The following is an 18,980-nucleotide window of genomic DNA, read 5'->3' on the forward strand; positions in this document are numbered from 1 at the left end:
GTTGGCGCTGCCGGAATGCAGTGTCTCGTCAAGATTCAGACGCGTACGCCGGCGGAGGGGCATCATGTCGTTCGATGATCACGACGGTGCGAACAGCGCCGAGGGCGGCCGGGGTGGCGCATTGGCGCCGCGCCACACCCGTCGACTGTCCGACAAGATCCTGATCGCCTTTCACCATGCCTGCGACCAGGGCGACTTCGAGGTGGCGGAGGAACTCCTGCGCATCCTCGAGACGATGCTGACGCGCCGCCCGGCGTCGCCGGATTCGAACCGGCGCAAGAACCTCGAAAGCCTGGTGGCGGCGCATGAGCGGCTGTGGCTGCTGCGTCACCCCGAGGTAAAGGACCAGTAAGGTCTAATCCGCCGCCAGCGCGGCGGCATTCCGCAACACATCCTCGGCGGCCGCGGTGAAGGCACCATCGGGTTGGTGCAGCACGAGGGGCGGCAGCAGCCGTGCCGGCGCGCGGCCCGACTTGCGCGCACGGATCAGCACGCGCTTCGCTGCCTCACCCGCACGCGGCACGACCGGCAGAAGCGTGACGGACCCGCATCCGGCGCCATGCAGCGCCGCGATGCCGGCGTCGAAGCGGGCCGCCGGCAGCACCAGGCTGATCGTGCCGCGATTGCGCAGCGCCGCCGCGAGGAAGGCGACCCAGCCGGGCAGCCCGGCACCCGATTCATGCGTCGCCGCGCGACGGACGGCCCCGGGCGGTGGCGTGCCGCCGGGCCAATAGGGCGGATTGGCGAGGGCGTGGTCGCAGGACCCGAGCCGCCGCGCGAGCGCGACATCGGCGACATCGCCCTCGGTCACCGTTGCATCGACGCCGTTGGCGGCTGCGTTGCCCCGCGCCAGCACGACCATTGCCGCTTCACGTTCCACCGCCGCAACACGTAGCCCCGGCACCCGCGCGGCCAAGCACAGAAAGGCAGCGCCGCTGCCGCAGCCGGCCTCCATCACCGCGTCACCCGCGCATGCCGGCACGAAGGCCGCGAGCAGCACGGCATCCAGCCCGGCGCGGAACCCCCGCACCGGCTGGCGCAGCCGCACCCGGCCATCCAGCAGCGTATCCTCGGTCGTGTCGGTCACGCGGGGGCCTCGCCGGCCTCCCGCAGCACGGCGCGCGCGCGCGCCTCATCCTCGGTCACGACGGCGAGGCGGCGAGGAAAGGCGCCGATGCCGCCCTCGATGGCGCTGATATGGGCATCGAGCACGATGGACGCGATGCCCGCATCGGTCAGCAATGCCCGGAGGAAGGACAGCCGGACCGGGTCCGTGGTGGTGGCGACGACGCGCATCGCAAGTGCATTTCCCCTGGTTTTTCCGCTGCTTGCCGCCCGGGCGGTGCGTGACTATGGTGCGCGCCACGACAGGAGAAGTGCAAGGGTGAGCGCCTCGGCCAAGCCGCTCGAAGCCGGAATGGCGCGGGACCGGGAGACCGGTCCGGTGCGGCAGGATGCTGCTGCCGCGCGCAAGGGCGAGGACGCGCTGAGCGCGCTGATCACCCTGGTGCGCGACGACCTTGAAGCCTGCAACCGCCTGATCGTGGATCGGATGCAGAGCGACGTCGCGCTGATCCCGCAACTCGCCGCGCATATCGTCGCGGCCGGCGGCAAGCGGCTGCGCCCGCTGCTGACGCTGTCCGCCGCGCGCATGTGCGGGTATCGCGGCCAGCGCCATGTCGGCCTCGCCGCCTGCGTCGAGTTCATCCATACCGCCACGCTTCTGCATGACGACGTCGTCGATGAAAGCGCACTGCGCCGCGGCCAGGCTTCCGCCAATGCGTTGTTTGGCAACAAGGCCTCCGTTCTGGTCGGCGACTTCCTGTTCTCCCGCGCCTTCGAGGTGATGGTCGAGGACGGTTCGCTCGAAGTGCTGCGCATCCTCTCCGCTGCATCCGCCACCATCGCCGAAGGCGAGGTGCTGCAGCTGATGACGCAGAACGACACCACGACGACCGAGGCGCAGTATCTCAAGGTCATCGAGGGCAAGACCGCCGCGTTGTTCGCCGCAGCCACCGAAGTCGGCGCCGTCGTCGCGGACCAGCCTGCGGCGCGCCAGGCCGCGCTGCGCGACTTCGGCATGGCGCTCGGCGTGGCGTTCCAGCTGGTGGATGATGCGCTCGACTACAGCGCCGACCAGCAGGCGCTCGGCAAGACCGTCGGCGACGATTTCCGCGAGGGCAAGATCACCTTGCCCGTGCTGCTCGCCTTCGCGCGCGGCAGCGAGGACGAACGCGGCTTCTGGCGCCGCACGCTCGAAGACCGCGAGCAGACCGAGAGCGACCTGGGTGAGGCGCTGGCGCTGATGCGCCGCCACGGCGCGCTGGCGGACACGGTCGAACGTGCCCGGCTCTATGGCGACCAGGCGATCGCGGCGCTGGCCGGCTTCCCTGACTCAGCCGAGAAGCAGGCGCTGGCGGATGTGGTGATCTTCTGCGTCGAGCGCGCGCGCTGACGTCAGGCGGTCGACGCTTCGCGTCGCGGAAGCGCGGCACAGGCTGCCGCCGCGAGTAGCATCGCCGCCACCCACCAGGCCTGCCAGGCACCGAAGGACAGCATCGCCGTCACCGCCGCAGAGGCGAGCACCCCGGTCGCCGCCGCCGGTGACGGCGCGCGCGCCGCGGCGACACCGAGGAACCAGGCGAGAAGTGCTGCGATCGCAGCACCGATCCCACCCAACTCGAGCCAGAGTTGCAGCGCACCGTTATGCGGATGCAACGGCAGGATCTGCACATGAGGCTCGGCGAACCAGCGCCGCATGCCGGGATCGGTGATGCGCATCCGATCCAGCGCGGCGGCGGCGGGCTGGCCGCGGCCGCCGGGGATTTCCCGGCTGGCTTCCATGCCCCAGCCGAGCAGCGGCCGCTCGGCGATGCGTTCCGCCGTGAAGTCCCAGATCATCATCCGGTGCAGCGCGGATTGCGGCAGGCGTTCCAGCGGCAGCGCCGGCACCAGCGCGACCAACAATGGCATTGCGAGGATCTTCACCCCGAGCGCTGCGCCGACCAACCGTGGCACTGCGCGCGGCGCGAGATGCGCAGCACCAGCCGCCAGCAGCCCGACCACGGCGGCGATCTTCGCGGTATCGCCCGGCAGCAGGATCAGCACAGCGGCACCCAGGACCAGGAAGCCGATGCGCGGCAGCGCCGGCCAGGGCAGCGCGACGGCAAGCGGCAGCAGCAGCGCCATCACCGATCCGGCCGGCTTCAGGCCGAAGGCGAGCGTGGCCGGTATTTCCTTCAATCCGCGGACGCCAGCACGGATCGCATTGCCGCTCAGCGTGTCGATGGCCGCCGCCGCGAGGCCGATCGCGAGGCCGATGGCGAGCAGCGGCACCAGCCGGTTGCGCGCGGCGGCGTCGCAGTCCTCGACTGCCTGCGCAGCGCCGCCCGCGAGCAGCACCATGCCGGACAGGGACAGGCCGGTGGTCAGCGCCCGGCTGGGCTCGATCGCCCAGCCGGCACTGGCCGCGCCCCATAGGCCGAGCGCCAGCGCCGCGGCGACCGCCGCTCCGGCCGGCAGTGACGGGGCGCGGTCGCGCCGCCAGGCGGCGATCACCGAAAGCGCCAGCGCGACCAGCGCGATCGGGGCCATGGTCTTGGATTGCAGGACCGCGGCGAGCGGCGCGATGGCGAGCGCGACGGCGATCGGCAGGGCGGGGGAGGTGATGGTCATGTGCGGCCGTTGGAAGGGCTTTGCCCTATCGGGACGGGGATTGGCCAGGGAATTGGAGGGGCTTTGCCCCTCCAAACCACCCCACCAAAGTGCAGTGCACTTTGGAATGCCGTCTATTGGTATCGGGCGCGGCGCACCGCGCGGCGGTGCAGAGCGCTTATCGTGCCGGGCGCCAAGTACCGGCATTCCAAATCCCGCTGGCATTTGGCGGGGAGGCCTGGAGGGGCAGGGCCCCTCCAGCGCACTCGTCAGACCGCCGCGATGCTCTCGCGCCGCAGTTCCACCGCCAGCGCGTCGAGCGACTTGCCGACGCGGTCCAGCATCTCGTTCACCTCCTGCTTGGTGATCACGAGCGGCGGGGAGAAGCCCATGCTGTCGTTGATCATGGCGCGCAGGATCACGCCGTTCTCCTCGCCCAGCTTGCACAGCCGCGCACCGGCCTTCTTCGCCGGGTCGATCGGCTTCTTCGCGGCCTTGTCGGACGACAGCTCGATCGCGCCGATCAGGCCGACGCCGCGCACTTCGCCGACCAGCGGATGGTCAGTGAAGCGCTTGCGCAGTTCGGCCTGCATATGCGCGCCGACTTCGGCCGCATGCGCGACCAGGTTGGTCTCGTCGTAGATCTTCAGTGTCTCGATCGCGACGGCGGCGGCGACCGGATGGCCCGAATAGGTGAAGCCGTGACCCCAGGTGCCGACGGCGGAGGAACCCTCGGCGATGCCCTGGAACACCGTCTCGTTCACCAGCACCGCCGAGATCGGCAGGTAGGAGGAGGACAGCGCCTTGGCGCAGACCAGGATGTCCGGCTGGATGTTGAAGGTCTGCGCGCCCCAGTAGTTGCCGGTGCGCCCGAAGCCGCAGATCACCTCGTCCACGACGAAGAGCATGTCGTACTTCTTCAGCACGGCCTGGATCTTCTCGAAATAGGTCTTGGGCGGGACGATCACGCCGCCGGCACCCATCACCGGCTCCGCCCAGAAGGCGGCGCATTCCTCGGCACCACCTTCCTCGATGATGCGGGCTTCCAGTTCCTCGGCGAGGCGCGTCGCGAACGCCTCCTCGGTCTCGCCCGGCTTGGCCTCGTGGTAGTGGTGCGGCGTGCGGACATGGACGAAGCGGCCGCCGGCGATCGGGGCGTCGAACAGCTTGTGGTTGGCCGGCAGGCCGGTCAGCGACGCGGCGGCCAAGGTGATGCCGTGATACGCCTTCAGCCGGGCGAAGACCTTCTTCTTCTTCGGGCGGCCGAGCGCGTTGTTCATGTACCAGATCATCTTCAGCGCCGAGTCATTGGCCTCGGAGCCGGAATTGCCGAAGAAGGCCTTGCTCATCGGCACGGGTGCGCGCTCGATCAGCATCTCGGCCAGGTCGATCATCGGCTCGTGCGACTTCGCCGTGAAGGAATGGTAGAAGGGCAGCTTCCGCATCTGGTCGGTCGCGGCCTTCACCAGGCGCTCATTGTCGAAGCCGAGGCTGGCGCACCACAGCCCGGCCAGCGCCTCGATATATTCCTTGCCTTGCTCGTCGTAGATCTTCACGCCCTTGCCGCGCGTGATGACCAGCGGGCCGTTCTGCAGATGCGCCTTGGCGTCGGTGTAGGGGTGCAGCACGTTCGCGATGTCACGAGCGGCATTGGAATTGCGCGGCGGGGTCATGGGCGGGGCCTTCTCCGGGCGAAAGAGGGCCGCACCTTAGGCCCGGACGTCGCCCGGCCCAAGGGGCTGCGGTTGCGGTGCAGCCATGCCCGCGCCACCTTTCCGCGCGAAGGAGCCCCCATGACCGAGATCAAGCCGCACGCCGCCCATTGGGGCACCTATGACGCCGTGGTGCAGGATGGCCGGGTGGTCGGCGTGCGCCCCTTCGCCCGCGACCCCTTTCCCGGCAGCCTGATCCAAAGCGTGCCCGACATCGTCCACGCCGCCTGCCGCGTGGACCGGCCCCACATCCGCAAGGGCTGGCTGGAAGGGAGGCGGCGCGGTGCGCTGCGCGGCGGCGATCCCTTCATCCCCGTCTCCTGGGACCGCGCGGTGCGGCTGGTGGCGGAGGAGACGCGCCGCGTGCGCGCCGAACACGGCCCGACCAGCATCTTCGGCGGGTCCTATGGCTGGTCCTCGGCCGGGCGCTTCCACCATGCGCGCAGCCAGTTGCAGCGCTTCCTCGGCCTTGGCGGCGGCTATACCGGGCAGGTCAACGCCTATTCCTACGCGGCGGCGCAGGCGCTGCTGCCGCATATCCTCGGCACCAATGAGGTGCTGCTCGGCCGCACCACGGATTGGGCGGCGATCACACGCCATTCGAAGGTGATGCTGTGCCTCGGCGGCCTGCCGCTGCGCAACGGCCTCGTCACGTCCGGCAGCGCGGGTGTGCACTCCAACGAGATCAACCTGCGTAGGGCAGCGGAAGCCGGCCTGCGCTTCATCCAGGTCTCGCCCAACCGCGCCGATGTGCCGGACTGGTGCAGCGCGGAATGGATCCCGATCCGGCCGGGCACCGACACGGCGCTGCTGCTGGCGATGGCGCACACGATCGTGACGGCGGGGCGGGAGGATCGCGATTACCTCGCCACGCGCTGCGTCGGCTGGGAGAAATTGCGCGCCTACGTGATGGGCGAAAGCGACCGCGTGGTGAAAACGCCGGAATGGGCCGAACCGATCACGACGATCCCGGCTGCGACGATTCGTCGCATCGCGATGGAACTCGCCGATCAGCCGGCGATGCTGACCGCGACCTGGTCGCTGCAGCGCGCGGACTACGGCGAACAGCCCTATTGGATGCTCGCCGCGTTGGCCGCGATGCTCGGCAAGATCGGCAAGCTGGGCGAGGGCGTCGCCTATGGCTACGGCAGCGTCAACGGCATGGGCGAGCCGCGGCACGAGGTCCCGTCCTTCTCCATGCCGGCCACGCGCAACCCGACGGGACAGTTCATCCCCGTCGCGCGCATCACCGACATGCTGGAGAATCCGGGTGGCGCCTACGGCTTCAACGGTCGCGAACGGCGCTACCCCGACACGCGCATCATCTGGTGGGCCGGCGGGAACCCCTTCCATCACCACCAGGATTTGAACCGCATGCTGCGCGCCTGGGCGCAGGCCGACACCATCATCATCCAGGAACAGCACTGGACCGCCGCCGCGCGCCACGCCGACATCATCCTGCCCGCGACCACCACGCTGGAACGCAACGACATCGCGTCGTCCGGTCGCGACCGCTTCGTCCGTGCCATGCACAGGGCGATCGACCCCGTCGGGCAGGCCCGCAACGACCACGACATGCTCGCCGACATCGCCGAGGAACTCGGCTTCCGCGACCGCTTCACCGAACAGCGCAACGAGGAAGCCTGGCTGCGCCACCTGTTCGAGCAGTGGCGCCAGAACTGCGCGCGCACCGGCTTCGACACGCCGGACTTCGACAGCTTCTGGGCCAAGGGCTGGTGGGAGGCCGAGCCGCCCAGGCGCGGCCAGGAATACACCCAGTTTGCTGCGTTCCGCGCCGATCCGGAGGAACATCCGCTCGACACCGCGACCGGCAAGGTGGAGTTGTTCAGCGAGACCATCGCTTCCTTCGGCTACGACGACGCGCCGGGTCATCCGCTGTGGATCGAACCCCGGGAATGGCTTGGCGCCAATCAGGCGAAGCGCTTCCCGCTACATCTGCTGTCCTACCAGCCGGCGACGCGGCTGCACGGGCAACTCGACCCGGGCCGTGTCGCGGCGGCGGACAAGATCCAGGGCCGCGAGCCCATCACGCTGAACCCGGATGACGCCGCCGAGCGCGGCCTCGCGCCCGGCGACATCGTGCGGGTGTTCAACGATCGCGGCGCTTGCCTTGGCGGGCTGCGCACCGATGCTGGGCTGATGCGCGGCGTGGCGATGATGGCCACCGGCGCCTGGTTCGACCCGCTGGAACCGGGTGTGCCCGGCAGCCTTTGCGTGCATGGCAATCCGAATGTGCTGACGGCGGACATCGGCACCTCCCGCCTCGGCCAGGGACCGTCGGCGCAATCCTGCCTGGTGCAGGTGGACAAGTGGACCGAAGCGCTGCCCCCGGTGCGCGTTCATCTGCCGCCGGCCATCGAGGAGGCCGCGGCATGATCGCCCGCCGCGCCCTGCTCGCCGCGCCGCTGGCGCTCGCTGCCCCGGCGCTGCGCGCGCAGTCGCTGACCATCCGGCAGGACGATTTCGTGGCCGATGGCCTGCGGCGCGGCGCGCTGATCCGGTGGGGCGACCGCGTCACCTTCGACGCGCCGTCCTGGGACCCCGTGCGCCCGACCGCCGCGGGTGCCGCCGCGCAGTTTGGCTGGGATGCGCGCATCCTGGCGGTGATTCCGGCACAGACGGCCGGGGACGGTGTCCCGCGCGCCGTGCTGGCGGTGGCACATCCGACGGTCGATGCCGCCATGGCCTTCCCCGGCGGGCGAGACCTGCCCGATGTGGCGGGCGCAATGCAGGGCGCGAGCCTGCTCAACATCGCCCATCGCGGCGGCACCTGGGCCGTCATCGATGGCGGCTTCCAGAATCGGCGCCTGACGGCGACGACGCTGTGCCGGCTCGGTGCTGATGGCGGCGCGGCCACCGGCATAGTCGGCGTCACCGGCGGCTGTGCGACACCCTGGGGCAGCGTGCTGCTCGCCGAGGGCGGTGCTGCCGCCTGGCGTGGAAGGCTGCCCGGCATCGATTCCGGGACCACCGGCATACTGGTGGAACTCGATCCGTCCGACCCGTCCTCCGTGCCGGTCAAGCGCGCCGCGCCGGGGCGTTTCGGGGCGGTGGATGCGGCGGCCGGGCTCTCCGCCGACGGGCGGGCCGTGGTTTGGATGGTCGATGGCCGGCCGGGCGGCTTCCTCTACCGCTTCCTGTCGGATGACGCGGCGGGAGTTCGCGCACTCGATGCCGGCCGCATGGCGGCGGCGCGGATCGAGGGCGGATCGCTGCGCTGGCTGCCGCTCGCCGAGGGCGATCCGCTGGCTGCCGCGCGCAACGCCGGGGCGAGCCCGCTCGACCAGGCCTGCGCCGTCGCCTTCGATCCGCAGCAGCGGCGGCTCTGCGTCGCGCTGCGCGGCGGGGCGGGGCTGGTGCTCGACATCCGTCCGGCCGCGGGCGACGTGGCGTCTGAGACCGGGATCGCCGAGGTCGTGCTGCAAGGCCGGGAAGCGCCGGTGCAGCCTGCGCGCCGTGGTGAGGCGCCGGCTGCTGTGCCGGCCTGGCCCTGGGCGCCGGCTTCGCTCGGATTCGACCGGGACGGCGCGCTGCTGGTCGGCACCGATCGCGGCGCGCGCCCCGGCGCCCTGCCCGAGGCGCTGTACCGCGTGCCTCTGGCCGGTGCCGCGCGCGGGCAGCCGACGCTGCTGCTCGCCACGCCGGTCGGCGCCGCGGCTTCGGGTGCGGCGGTGGCGGCCGATGGCACGTTGATCGCCGCCATCGCGCATCCTGGCGCCGCGCCCGGCGCAAGCTGGGCCGCGCCGGCGACGCGCTGGCCCACCCTGCAACCGGATGAACCGCCGCGCAGCATGGTCGTGACGCTCGCGCGCTGACGCACGGCTGTCCTAGACTCTTCATCAGCAGGCCGATTGGCCCGGGCGCAGTCCGCAGCCATTCTGCCGAGACTGCCTGGGTGCCCGTCAAAGCCTGGCCAGGGAGAACGGACACCATGCCCCACCGCCAACCGACCGATGAGGCCGCCGGGATCGACGACCCGGATGACCTCGGGCGGTCGAATCCCGATCCGCGCCAGCCGATTGGCGAGATCATCGCGGCGCGCTACGCCCGCCGCACGCTGCTGGGTGCCGGCGCGGCCGCCGCCATGCTGGCGGCGCAGCCGGAGGCAGCGGTGGCGCAGGCGGTGCCGCCCCGCAGCGGCGGCCCCTCGACCCTGACCTTCCCTGAGCTGCGCCATCAGCTTTCGCAGGATCACGCGGTGGCGGAAGGCTATGAGGCGCAGGTCGTCATCCGCTGGGGCGATCCGGTGCTGCCCGGGGCGCTGCCCTTCGACCCGAACCAGGTGACCGAGGCGGGGCAGGCACGGCAGTTCGGCTACAATTGCGACTACCTCGACTACTTTCCGCTGCCCCGGGGCAGCAGCACGTCGGATCACGGGCTGCTCGTGGTCAACCACGAGTACACCAACACCAACCTCATCTTCCCTGGCCTGGGGTCCGGCCGGCAGGCGCGATCGCGCACGACCGCGGCGCAGGTGCGCGCCGAGATGATGGCCCATGGCCTGTCGGTCATCGAGGTGAAGCGCGAGGGCGGACGCTGGGCCACCGTCGCCGATGGGCGGGCGAACCGCCGCATCACCGCCGATACGCCGATGCGCATCGCCGGCCCCGCGGCGGGGGCGGATCGGATGAAGACTTCGGCGGATCCCGCTGGCATGCGCGCGCTGGGTACCATCAACAACTGCGCTGGTGGCAACACGCCCTGGGGCACGGTCCTGACCGGTGAGGAGAACTTCAACTACTATTTCGGCGGCGATCCCGCGAAGACGCCGCACGCCACGATCATGCGCCGCTACGGCATCGGCGCCGAGACGCTCTACAATTGGTGGAGCCACCAGGACCGCTTCAACATCGAGAAGGAGCCGAACGAATCCTTCCGCTTCGGCTGGGTGGTGGAATTCGATCCCTATGACCCCGACAGCGTGCCGGTGAAGCGCACCGCGCTCGGACGCTTCAAGCATGAGGGTGCGACGCATGCGGTCAGCGCCGACGGGCGCGTCGCCTTCTATTCCGGCGACGATGAGCGCTTCGAGTTCCTCTACAAGTTCGTCACGGCGCGGCCGTGGAACCCGAATGACCGCGCGGCCAACCGCGACCTGCTCGACGACGGCACGCTGCACGTCGCGAAGTTCGAGACAGATGGCAAGGTGATCTGGCTGCCGCTGGTGCATGGCCAGGGGCCGCTGACATCGGCCAACGGTTTCGCGAACCAGGCCGATGTCCTGCTGGAGACGCGCCGCGCCGCCACGCTGCTCGGCGCCACGCCGATGGACCGGCCCGAGGATGTCGAGACCAACCCGGTCAATGGCCGCGTCTATGTCATGCTGACGAACAATAGCCGGCGCACCGCCGAGCAGGCTGGCGGGGCCAATCCGCGCGCGCGCAACGTGCACGGCCATGTCGTCGAGATCATCCCGCCAGGCGCCGGCACGGGGAGCGTGGATCACGCCGCGACGGAAGCGCGCTGGGGCATCTTCATCGCCGCCGGCAAGCCGGGCGTGGATGCCGGCGCGCAATACCATCGCGCGACGTCGGATCAGGGCTGGCTGTCCTGCCCCGACAACTGCGCCTTCGACAGCAAGGGCCGCATCTGGATCTCGACCGATGGGGCGCCGACGAATGCGGGGGTGGCCGATGGGCTCTACGGCGCCGACACGGCGGGGTATGGGCGGGCGCTGACGCGGTTGTTCTACCAGGCGCCGACCGGGGCCGAAGTGTGCGGGCCGCGCATCACGCCCGACGACCGCACGATCTTCCTCGCCATCCAGCATCCGGGCGAGGATCCCGGCTCGACCTTCGAGCAGCCCTCGACGCGCTGGCCGGATTTCACGCCGGGCACGCCGCCGCGGCCATCGGTGATCGCCATCGTGAAGAAGGATGGCGGGGTGATCGGGGATTGATCCCCGGCATCCGTCGCAGAAACGGCAAAGGGGGCCTTGCGGCCCCCTTTTTCATGACGCGCGGTTGGCGCGCATCACTGGGTCGCGGTGGCCGGTGCGCTGCGCGATCCACGGCGCGAACCGGACGCGGAGGCATGCTGCGACCCGCGACGCTGGCGCGAGGAGGTCGCCGAGCCGCGGCTGCGGCGCTGGCTGTTCGCCTCGGTCCGGCGGGTGCGGCGGGAGGAGGAGGCGCGCGGCGCCTCGGTCGAAGCGGTGGTCGCCTCGGTGCCCGTGGAACGGGCGCGGCTGCGCGCCGCATCGGCGGGGCTGAGCGTGCCGAGGGCGAGGATCAGCCCAGCGGCGAGGAGAATGGCACGGAACATGGCAAGGGCATCCTTTCGGCCGGTGAGACCTGACGAATCGGTCGGCACGGTCGGGGGGATCCGTTACCTGGAGGCTCTCCTACGCCTTCTATCCTGTCGGAAGATTATCCGACAAATGACTGATCGGACATGTTTGATGGATGGCCGGACGGCTCGGTACCCCACCCAGAAAGGTGGGGCACGAACCGGCAGTGCGCTGGTCAGGGCCGCAGTGCGAGCCGTGCCAGCCGGACCGCCTTCAGCGACTTGCCGGCATGGCCCTCGGCCAACTCGCTCGCCGCGGTCCGCAGATGGGCGGCGAGCCATTCGACATGCTTGGGCGGGGTGCTGCCGCGCATGTCATCGAGGGCCAGCCGCGTGCCGATGATGCCAAGCGCCGTGCCGGCCGCCCTCGCGCGGCCCTCGCGCAGATCCTCCTCCGCCTCGGCGAGCAGGAGGTCGAGCATGGCGTTCGTGCCGGACAGGTTCTGCGGCAGGCCGGCGGCTGGGTCGGCGAGCGACTGGTCGCCCGGCTGGAACTGACGATCGGCCGCGGGCAGGCTGATATGCGAGAGCAGATCCAGCATGGATTTGGAAAGGGGGGTGTTCGGCATTGTCCTGCTCTCCCTGGCAGCAGTGGTTTCGGGCCGTCGTTATCGGCCATGTCGGGCAGCCTGCCGGGGCTGGCAAGACCACGCGTTGATCCGAAGCAACATGGCCGGGCCAAGCCCCGGCCTGGCCTCGCCACTATCGCCTACGGATCCCGTCCGCGACCAGCGTGCAGCCGGCAACGGTCGCCATGATCGCAAGCCCCGGCCAGACGGCGGCCCAGGGCGCGCTGAACACCAGGTCCTGTGCGTTCGCCAGCATGTTCCCCCAGGACGGCGCAGGCGGGCTGATGCCGAGACCGAGGAAGGACAGCGTCGATTCGGCAAGGATCGCCCCCGCCACGGCGAGCGCGGTGGCGACCGCGATGGGTGGGGCGAGCGCCGGCAGGACGTGGCGGCGCAGGATGCGTGCTTCCGACGCGCCAAGCGCGCGCGCGGCGCGGACATGGTCGCGCGACAGCGTGGCGAGGGCGGCCGCCCGCGCGAGCCGCGCGACGCCCACCCAGCCGAAGATCGCGAGGATGACGACGATGCGCAGCACGTCGCCCGCAGCCTCCCCGCGCGCCGGCAGCCCGATGCGCGACGGGTCCGCGGCGGCGAGCAGCACCAGCAGCGGCAGCGCCGGCAGTGCCAGCATGAAATCCGCGAGCCGCATGATCGCGGCATCGGCGACCCCGCCGCGCCACGCGGCGAGCACCCCGGCCGTGGTGCCGATGACGGTCGCAGCGAGTGCGGCCGCCAGCCCGACCGCGAGCGAAACGCGCGCGCCGAACAGCAGCCGCAGCAGGATGTCTCGTCCGAGATCGTCGGTGCCGAGCGGATGCGCCGCCGAGGGCGGTTCGTAGCGTGCCAGCAGGTCGGGCGCGAAAGGATCGAGGCCGAGCGCATCGGCAACGAAGGGCGCGGCGATGCCGGCAACCGCAAGCGCACCCAGCAGCGCGAGGCCGATGACGAGCCGGATCACCGCTCGCGCAGCCTTGGATCGAGCGCGCGTTGTGCGAGATCCGCGCCGAGTGTCGCGAGCATTGTCACCAGCGCGACCAGCAGCAGCGCGACCAGCGCGAGGTTGGTGTCGTTGCCCATTACCGCGTCGTAGAGCAGCTTGCCCATGCCGGGCCGCGCGAAGACCGTCTCGGTCACCAGCGCCCCACCGGCGAGCGCGCCCGCATCGAGGGCTGCGATCTGCAGTACCGGCAGCGCCGCATTGGGGAAGGCATGGCGCATCAGCACGCCGGCTTCGGATGCGCCACGCGCGCGGGCGGTGCGGATCCAGGGTTCGGTCAGCGTGGCTTCGAGGCTCGCCGCCGAGTGCCGCGCATAGGCGGCAAGATGCGCGATGGCCAGCGTTGCGACCGGCAGAATCAGATAGCGCAGGCCGATGCCCTGTTCCGCCGTCCCGCCGGCTGGCAGCCAGCCGAGCGTGACCGCGAAGGCGATGATCAGTAGGATGCCGAGCCAGAAGGTCGGCATCGCCTGGCCCATGACGGCGAGGGCATCGACGAAGGGCGCCGCGCGCGGCCGCGATGCCGCAAGCGCGCCGAGCGTCACGCCCGCGGCCAGCGCGATGATCAGCGCCGTGCCGGCAAGGGCCAGCGTGGACAGCAGCGCCGGGCCAAGCAGCGACGCGACGGGTTGGGCGAACAGGCGCGAATAGCCGAAATCCCCACGCAGGAGGCCGGCGGCCCATGCGAGGTAGCGCTCGTGGAACGGTTGGTCGAGGCCGTGCAGTGCCCGCAGCCGCGCGGCGTCCTCAGCGGTCAGTCGCGGATCGCCGGCAATGGCGACCTCGATTGGGTCGCCGGGCATGAGCGCGATGAGGGCGAAGGCGCAGAAGGAGAGGATGGCGAGGGTGAGCGCGATCTGGAGCAGGCGCCGCGCGATCATGGGCGCGCAGGGGAGGGGTTTTGCCCGCCCCTGGCCTCTCCTCTACCGGACATGGGGCCGCATCGACTGGGTCCGCTTCCAACACCTCCGCCACCGGCGAAAGGCGGGCGGCGCCACCAAGACGTAGCATCTCGCGCAGGCCTCCGACCAGTTTCGGCCCCGCTGGACGACCGCCGTCGGTCACAGCCTCGTCTCCGACATCGAGAGCCAGGCCCTTGGCGGTGCGCCTCTTGGCGTGCGGGCCGTTCGGTGGTCGGATCGCGCGATACGGATGGGAGGAAGAGACATGCCGCGCATGACCGGTGGCGATGCCATCGTCGACGGCCTGCTACGCCATGGGATCGATACGGTCTTCGGCCTGCCGGGTGTGCAGATGTACGGGCTGTTCGACGCCTTGGCCCGCAACGCGAACCGCATCCGCGTCATCAATGCCCGCCACGAGCAGACCACCGCCTACATGGCCATGGGCTATGCCTGCGCGACCGGGCGGCCGGCGGTCTATTCGGTGGTGCCGGGGCCGGGCGTGCTCAACACCACCGCCGCGCTCTCGACCGCCTGGAGCGTGAATGCACCCGTCCTGTGCCTGACCGGCCAGGTGCCCTCGACCATGATCGGCCGGCTGCGCGGGCAGTTGCACGAGCTGCCGGACCAGTTGGCGACGCTGCGCACGCTGGTGCGCCACGCGGAGCGCATCGAGGACCCGACCGAGGCGCCGCGCAAGGTCGCTGCTGCCTTCCAGTCCATGATGTCCGGCCGGCGCAGCCCGGCGGCGCTCGAAATACCGCTCGACCAACTGCCCGCCATCGCCGAGGTCACCCCGGTCGATCCGCTGCCGCCGCACGCCAACCCGGTTCCCGATCCTGAGAAGATCGCCCGCCTCGCCGCGATGATGAATGCCGCGAAGAACCCGATGATCTGGATCGGCGGCGGCGCGGTCGACGCCGGGGCCGAGATCCGCGCGCTGGCGGAGAAGACCGGTGCGCCGGTGGTGCGCTTCCGCAGCGCGCGCGGCGTGCTGGATGACCGGCATCCCCTGAGCCTCACTCTGCCCGCCGCCTACAAGCTATGGGCCGAGACGGACCTGCTGGTCGCCTTCGGGTCGCGGCTCGAAGTGCCGACGGCCCGCTGGGGCAAGCTGCCGGCGGGGCTGAAGATCGCGCGCATCGACATCGATCCGGCCGAGATGCGGCGGCTCACGGTCGATCTTTCCATCGTCGCCGACGCCGCCGATGCCATGCGCGCGCTCACGGCGGCGGTCGAGGCGCGCACCGACGCTGCCCGCACGGAAGTCATCGCCCGCGCGAAGGCCACCGTCGCCGAGGAGATCAAGGCGGTGCAGCCGCAGATGTCGTTCCTCTCCGCGATCCGCGAGGTGCTGCCGGAGGACGGCATCCTCTGCGACGACATGACGCAGGTGGGTTACGTCTCGTGGTTCGGCATGCCGTTCCATCACCCGCGCACCGGTATCAGTTCCGGCTTTTCGGGCAATCTCGGCGCCGGTTTCCCGACCGCGCTCGGCATCAAGGTCGCGCATCCCGACAAGGCCGTCGTCGCGGTCTGCGGCGATGGCGGCTTTCTGTTCGGCGGCGCAGACCTGGCGACGGCGGTGCGCTACGGCATCAACTTGGTGACGGTGGTGTTCAACAACGAAGCCTATGGCAACGTGCTTCGCGACCAGCGGCGGCTGTTCGACGGTCGGCATTCGGGTGCCGAGCTCACCAACCCGGACTTCCAGGCCTTCGCCAAATCCTTCGGCGTGCGGTCCTGGCGCGTGCGGGATGGCGAAGGGCTCCGGGACGCGGTGCGCGACGCGCTGGCGGCAAACGCGCCCTGCCTGATCGAGGTGATGACCGACATCACGCAGGAGACATCGCCCTTCGGCTTCATCTCGCCGCTGAGGGGCTGACGCGGCTTTGTTTGAGGTTCGGTGTTCCGCGCCGGACTTCTGGCCAGCGGGCCATTGGAATGCGGTTTTCCGATGCCCGACGCTACTGGCGTGATCGTGTCATCGCGCCGTGCCCGGCGCACGAGTGCAACGGACAAAGATAGAAGGGGGGCCGGGGGAATTCACTTTCCCCCGGCTTTACGCCGCACGGTGACACACCGCCTCGACACGATTGCCGTCCGGATCGAGCAGAAACGCCGCGTAGTAGTGAGGATGGTAGTGCTCGCGCAGCCCTGGCGCGCCATCATCCGCGCCGCCATGCGCGACACCCGCCGCGTGGAACGCATCGACCGCCGCGCGATCCGGTGCGCGGAAGCACCAGTGGCGGCGATCCGCGTGGATCGGTGCGTCCGAGGCGCGGATACTGATGTAGGAATGCCCGTCGTCATTGGTGCGGTTCCGGATGCCATAGCCGATCGCGACATCGGACCGATTCACGCATGGCACGCCCAGTGCCGTCATCACCGCATCGTAGAAGCGCGCCGCGCGCGGCAGGTTGGACACGGTGATGGAGACGTGGTCGAGCATCAGCGCACCCGCCACTCCTCCGCCCACAGCGTCGAGACATTGAGGTGCCCGGTGGGCCGGATGCCGTCGAGCCATTGCGGCCAGACATGCGCGTCGGCGCGGAACCACAGCGGGATCGACGGCAGTTCCTCGGCATAGATCGCCTGCAGACGCCGCCACATCTCGCGCCGCTGCGCGACGTCGAGCTGTTCGGGGATGGTCTGCGTCAGCGCATCCATCTCCGCGTTGCGGAAGCCGCCATAGTTCTGGCCCGACCAGTTGCGGTCCTCGCGCGGGATCTCGTCGGAGTTCAGCGTGGAACGCGGCACGGATTCCGGGGCGCTGATCCACGCGAACAGCGCGAGGCCCTGGAAGCGGCGGCGCGACATGGTCTCGGCGAAGAAGACGCGGGGCGGCTCGTTGCGGATGCGCGCCTCGATGCCGGCGGCGCGCCACATGCCTTGCAGAACCTGCTGCACCTGTTCGCGCGCGCGGTTGCCGGCGGTGGTCATGAATTCCAGCGACAGGCGCTCGCCTGCGGCGTTGCGGCGGATGCCATCGGGGCCAGGCGTCCAGCCGGCCTCATCCAGCAGGGCGCGGGCGCGGGCGAGGTCGAAGGGCCATTGCCGCACATCCGCGTCAAACATCGGGTCGAGCGGGTTCACCGACGTATGCGCCACGGGTTGCCGACCGGCGAACAACCGTTCGCTGATCTGCGCCCGGTCGGTCGCCATCAGCAACGCGCGCCGCACACGCACATCGCCAAGCGCGGGATGATCGTGGCGCAGATCCATGTGCTCGTAGATCAGGCCGGGCTGGTAGAGAAAGCGGAAGCGGTTGCCGCTGCGCCGTTCCAGCGCGATGGCCTGTTCCAGCGGCAGGCCGAGCTCACCCGCCACCATGTCCACCTGGCCGGCAAGCAATTGCGCTTCCAGCGCGGGCGTATTCTCCACCGTGCGGATGGTGATGCGGTGGAACGCGGGTGCCGCGCCGTTCCACGCCGGGTTGCGGTCGAGCGTGACCGAGGCACCCGGCCGCACCGCGGTGATGCGATACGGCCCATTCCACAGCGCGGGGTTGGTGGTCTCCGTGTCGTAAGCGGTGCGGGTGCGGTAGGCGCGCGGATCGGCCTGCCAGCGGGCGCGCTCGACATGCGCGGGCAGCGGCTGGAAGTCGCCCATGGAGGCATATTCGAAGGTGACGCGATCGAAGCGCAGCGTGACGGTGCGCGGATCGACGACGATCAGCTCATAGGCGCTGCGATAGAATTCGGCGGGGCCGAAGCCGGTGGCGGGATCGCGGCCGGCTTCCCAGGCGAAGCGCAGATCCTCGGAGGAGACCGGCGTTCCATCACCCCAGCGCAGGCCCTCGCGCAGGCGGTAGGTGACGCGGATGCCGGGCTTGCCCTCCGGCGTGGTCTCGCGTTCGGCAAGACTGTTCTCGATCGAGGGCAGCGTCTCGCAGGTCAGGCAGGCGAGGCGCCAATCGGCGCCATAGGCCGTCAGCGGACGGCGCGCGAAGCCCAGCACATAGGATTTCGCGGCCATGTTCTCGATGTTGGGGTGGAAGGTCGAAGGATACTGCGTGATGCCGATGGTCAGCGTGTCGCGCGGCTGGGCGGTGGCCGTTGCGGCCATCGCCAGCAGCAGCGCGGCAGCGCGCAGCATCATTCGGCAGCGTCCTTCGGCTTCGCCTCCTCCGCGCTGCCGACGCCGCCATGCGACTTCGACCAGGTCACGGGGTCCTCGAGGAACTTGCGCACTTCCTTCAGCGCGGCCTCGCTGAAATACGGGCGCTCGCGGCAGACCTCGAGTACGTCCCACCAGGTGCACAGATGGTGCAGGTTCAGCCCCATCTCCTTCAGCTTCTCGAAGGAACCGGGGAAGACGCCGTAGTAGAACACGACGAAGGTGTGGTCGCAGATCGCGCCCGCCTCGCGCAGCGCGTTCGCGAAGCGGATCTTTGACCCGCCATCGGTGGTCAGGTCCTCGACCAGCAGGGTGCGCTGGCCGACCGGGACCTCGCCTTCGATCAGCGCGTTGCGGCCGAAGCCCTTGGGCTTCTTCCGCACATAGGCCATGGGCGCCATCATCCGGTCGGCGATCCAGGCGCCGAAGGGAATGCCGGCCGTCTCGCCGCCGACCACGATATCGATCGATTCATAGCCGACATGCCGGCCGATCTTCTCGACGCCAAGCTCCATGATCCGGTTGCGCGCCCGGGGGAAGGAGATGATCTTGCGGCAGTCGATATAGACGGGGCTCTTCCAGCCGCTGGTGAAGGTGTAGGGCTCCTCCGGGCGGAAGTTGACGGCCTTGATTTCAAGCAGGATGCGCGCGGTGGTCAGGGCGGCGTCGCGGTCCCAGTCGGAGGCGTGCAGCGCGGTCATGGCGGTGTGTCCTGGTG

General features: G+C 70.2%; 17 protein-coding genes. 6 read left to right on the forward strand and 11 right to left on the reverse strand.

Annotation, left to right across the window (positions count from 1 at the left end; translation table 11 throughout):
* Positions 1-64 precede the first annotated feature (64 nt).
* Positions 65-352, forward strand: a complete 288-nt coding sequence (locus tag AC2YHJ_RS21820; RefSeq protein ID WP_487398285.1) for a hypothetical protein — start codon at positions 65-67, stop codon at positions 350-352.
* A 3-nt stretch (positions 353-355) separates the two neighbouring features.
* On the opposite strand, the gene AC2YHJ_RS21825 is transcribed toward AC2YHJ_RS21820, so the two are convergent.
* Both AC2YHJ_RS21825 and AC2YHJ_RS21830 read right to left on the reverse strand, forming a co-directional pair.
* Positions 356-1,087, reverse strand: a complete 732-nt coding sequence (locus tag AC2YHJ_RS21825; protein ID WP_487398286.1) for a tRNA1(Val) (adenine(37)-N6)-methyltransferase — start codon at positions 1,085-1,087, stop codon at positions 356-358.
* Positions 1,084-1,296, reverse strand: a complete 213-nt coding sequence (locus tag AC2YHJ_RS21830; protein WP_487398287.1) for a putative signal transducing protein — start codon at positions 1,294-1,296, stop codon at positions 1,084-1,086. Before AC2YHJ_RS21830 ends, AC2YHJ_RS21825 begins: the two co-directional genes overlap by 4 nt.
* A gap of 121 nt (positions 1,297-1,417) precedes the next feature.
* Between AC2YHJ_RS21830 and AC2YHJ_RS21835 the strand changes: the two genes are divergently transcribed.
* Positions 1,418-2,455, forward strand: a complete 1,038-nt coding sequence (locus tag AC2YHJ_RS21835; RefSeq protein ID WP_487398327.1) for a polyprenyl synthetase family protein — start codon at positions 1,418-1,420, stop codon at positions 2,453-2,455.
* A gap of 2 nt (positions 2,456-2,457) precedes the next feature.
* On the opposite strand, the gene AC2YHJ_RS21840 is transcribed toward AC2YHJ_RS21835, so the two are convergent.
* Together AC2YHJ_RS21840 and AC2YHJ_RS21845 are read right to left on the reverse strand one after the other, a co-directional pair.
* A complete protein-coding gene (locus AC2YHJ_RS21840; RefSeq protein ID WP_487398288.1) occupies positions 2,458-3,675 on the reverse strand; it encodes an O-antigen ligase family protein in 1,218 nt (405 codons plus the stop codon).
* A gap of 248 nt (positions 3,676-3,923) precedes the next feature.
* Positions 3,924-5,327 carry an aspartate aminotransferase family protein gene (locus AC2YHJ_RS21845; RefSeq protein ID WP_487398289.1) on the reverse strand — a complete coding sequence of 468 codons (1,404 nt, stop codon included), beginning with the start codon at positions 5,325-5,327 and terminating at the stop codon, positions 3,924-3,926.
* A 120-nt stretch (positions 5,328-5,447) separates the two neighbouring features.
* On the opposite strand from AC2YHJ_RS21845, the gene AC2YHJ_RS21850 reads away from it, so the two are divergent.
* The 3 genes from AC2YHJ_RS21850 (at position 5,448) to AC2YHJ_RS21860 (ending at position 11,286) form a co-directional block, all read left to right on the forward strand.
* Positions 5,448-7,763 carry a molybdopterin-dependent oxidoreductase gene (locus AC2YHJ_RS21850; RefSeq protein WP_487398290.1) on the forward strand — a complete coding sequence of 772 codons (2,316 nt, stop codon included), beginning with the start codon at positions 5,448-5,450 and terminating at the stop codon, positions 7,761-7,763.
* Positions 7,760-9,202, forward strand: a complete 1,443-nt coding sequence (locus tag AC2YHJ_RS21855; RefSeq protein WP_487398291.1) for a PhoX family protein — start codon at positions 7,760-7,762, stop codon at positions 9,200-9,202. Before AC2YHJ_RS21850 ends, AC2YHJ_RS21855 begins: the two co-directional genes overlap by 4 nt.
* 116 nt (positions 9,203-9,318) lie before the next feature.
* Positions 9,319-11,286, forward strand: a complete 1,968-nt coding sequence (locus AC2YHJ_RS21860; protein WP_487398292.1) for a PhoX family protein — start codon at positions 9,319-9,321, stop codon at positions 11,284-11,286.
* Positions 11,287-11,360: 74 nt separating this feature from the next.
* Here AC2YHJ_RS21860 and AC2YHJ_RS21865 read toward each other — a convergent pair whose 3' ends face one another.
* The 4 genes from AC2YHJ_RS21865 to AC2YHJ_RS21880 form a co-directional block, all read right to left on the reverse strand.
* Complete coding sequence (locus tag AC2YHJ_RS21865) at positions 11,361-11,651, reverse strand: hypothetical protein (RefSeq protein ID WP_487398293.1); 291 nt, start codon at positions 11,649-11,651, stop codon at positions 11,361-11,363.
* Positions 11,652-11,851: 200 nt separating this feature from the next.
* Entirely contained in the window at positions 11,852-12,244 is a 393-nt protein-coding gene (locus AC2YHJ_RS21870; protein ID WP_487398294.1) for a hypothetical protein, read from the reverse strand.
* Between the two features lie 133 nt (positions 12,245-12,377).
* Positions 12,378-13,202 carry an ABC transporter permease gene (locus AC2YHJ_RS21875; RefSeq protein WP_487398295.1) on the reverse strand — a complete coding sequence of 275 codons (825 nt, stop codon included), beginning with the start codon at positions 13,200-13,202 and terminating at the stop codon, positions 12,378-12,380.
* On the reverse strand, positions 13,199-14,122 hold the full coding sequence (locus AC2YHJ_RS21880; RefSeq protein ID WP_487398296.1) for an ABC transporter permease: 924 nt from the start codon (positions 14,120-14,122) through the stop codon (positions 13,199-13,201). Before AC2YHJ_RS21880 ends, AC2YHJ_RS21875 begins: the two co-directional genes overlap by 4 nt.
* Positions 14,123-14,408: 286 nt before the next feature.
* On the opposite strand from AC2YHJ_RS21880, the gene AC2YHJ_RS21885 reads away from it, so the two are divergent.
* On the forward strand, positions 14,409-16,028 hold the full coding sequence (locus tag AC2YHJ_RS21885) for a thiamine pyrophosphate-dependent enzyme (protein ID WP_487398297.1): 1,620 nt from the start codon (positions 14,409-14,411) through the stop codon (positions 16,026-16,028).
* 177 nt (positions 16,029-16,205) lie between these two features.
* Here the strand turns inward: AC2YHJ_RS21885 and AC2YHJ_RS21890 are convergent, their stop codons facing one another.
* From AC2YHJ_RS21890 to AC2YHJ_RS21900, 3 genes are read right to left on the reverse strand one after another with little or no spacing between them, the layout of a single operon-like run.
* A complete protein-coding gene (locus AC2YHJ_RS21890; RefSeq protein WP_487398298.1) occupies positions 16,206-16,595 on the reverse strand; it encodes a VOC family protein in 390 nt (129 codons plus the stop codon).
* On the reverse strand, positions 16,595-18,244 hold the full coding sequence (locus tag AC2YHJ_RS21895; RefSeq protein ID WP_487398299.1) for a peptide ABC transporter substrate-binding protein: 1,650 nt from the start codon (positions 18,242-18,244) through the stop codon (positions 16,595-16,597). Before AC2YHJ_RS21895 ends, AC2YHJ_RS21890 begins: the two co-directional genes overlap by 1 nt.
* Positions 18,241-18,963: an orotate phosphoribosyltransferase gene (locus AC2YHJ_RS21900; RefSeq protein ID WP_487398300.1), complete on the reverse strand. Its 723-nt coding sequence runs from the start codon at positions 18,961-18,963 to the stop codon at positions 18,241-18,243. Before AC2YHJ_RS21900 ends, AC2YHJ_RS21895 begins: the two co-directional genes overlap by 4 nt.
* Between the last annotated feature and the right edge of the window lie 17 nt (positions 18,964-18,980).

It is taken from the genome of Roseomonas sp. SRI_022 (assembly GCF_057586215.1).

Coding starts and splice junctions, on each gene's coding strand:
- AC2YHJ_RS21820 (WP_487398285.1), top strand. CDS start 65: ATGTCGTTCGATGATCACGACGGTGCGAACAGCGCCGAGGGCGGCCGG.
- AC2YHJ_RS21830 (WP_487398287.1), bottom strand. CDS start 1,296: ATGCGCGTCGTCGCCACCACCACGGACCCGGTCCGGCTGTCCTTCCTC.
- AC2YHJ_RS21835 (WP_487398327.1), top strand. CDS start 1,418: ATGGCGCGGGACCGGGAGACCGGTCCGGTGCGGCAGGATGCTGCTGCC.
- AC2YHJ_RS21840 (WP_487398288.1), bottom strand. CDS start 3,675: ATGACCATCACCTCCCCCGCCCTGCCGATCGCCGTCGCGCTCGCCATC.
- AC2YHJ_RS21845 (WP_487398289.1), bottom strand. CDS start 5,327: ATGACCCCGCCGCGCAATTCCAATGCCGCTCGTGACATCGCGAACGTG.
- AC2YHJ_RS21850 (WP_487398290.1), top strand. CDS start 5,448: ATGACCGAGATCAAGCCGCACGCCGCCCATTGGGGCACCTATGACGCC.
- AC2YHJ_RS21855 (WP_487398291.1), top strand. CDS start 7,760: ATGATCGCCCGCCGCGCCCTGCTCGCCGCGCCGCTGGCGCTCGCTGCC.
- AC2YHJ_RS21860 (WP_487398292.1), top strand. CDS start 9,319: ATGCCCCACCGCCAACCGACCGATGAGGCCGCCGGGATCGACGACCCG.
- AC2YHJ_RS21865 (WP_487398293.1), bottom strand. CDS start 11,651: ATGTTCCGTGCCATTCTCCTCGCCGCTGGGCTGATCCTCGCCCTCGGC.
- AC2YHJ_RS21870 (WP_487398294.1), bottom strand. CDS start 12,244: ATGCCGAACACCCCCCTTTCCAAATCCATGCTGGATCTGCTCTCGCAT.
- AC2YHJ_RS21880 (WP_487398296.1), bottom strand. CDS start 14,122: ATGATCGCGCGGCGCCTGCTCCAGATCGCGCTCACCCTCGCCATCCTC.
- AC2YHJ_RS21885 (WP_487398297.1), top strand. CDS start 14,409: ATGCCGCGCATGACCGGTGGCGATGCCATCGTCGACGGCCTGCTACGC.
- AC2YHJ_RS21890 (WP_487398298.1), bottom strand. CDS start 16,595: ATGCTCGACCACGTCTCCATCACCGTGTCCAACCTGCCGCGCGCGGCG.
- AC2YHJ_RS21895 (WP_487398299.1), bottom strand. CDS start 18,244: ATGATGCTGCGCGCTGCCGCGCTGCTGCTGGCGATGGCCGCAACGGCC.
- AC2YHJ_RS21900 (WP_487398300.1), bottom strand. CDS start 18,963: ATGACCGCGCTGCACGCCTCCGACTGGGACCGCGACGCCGCCCTGACC.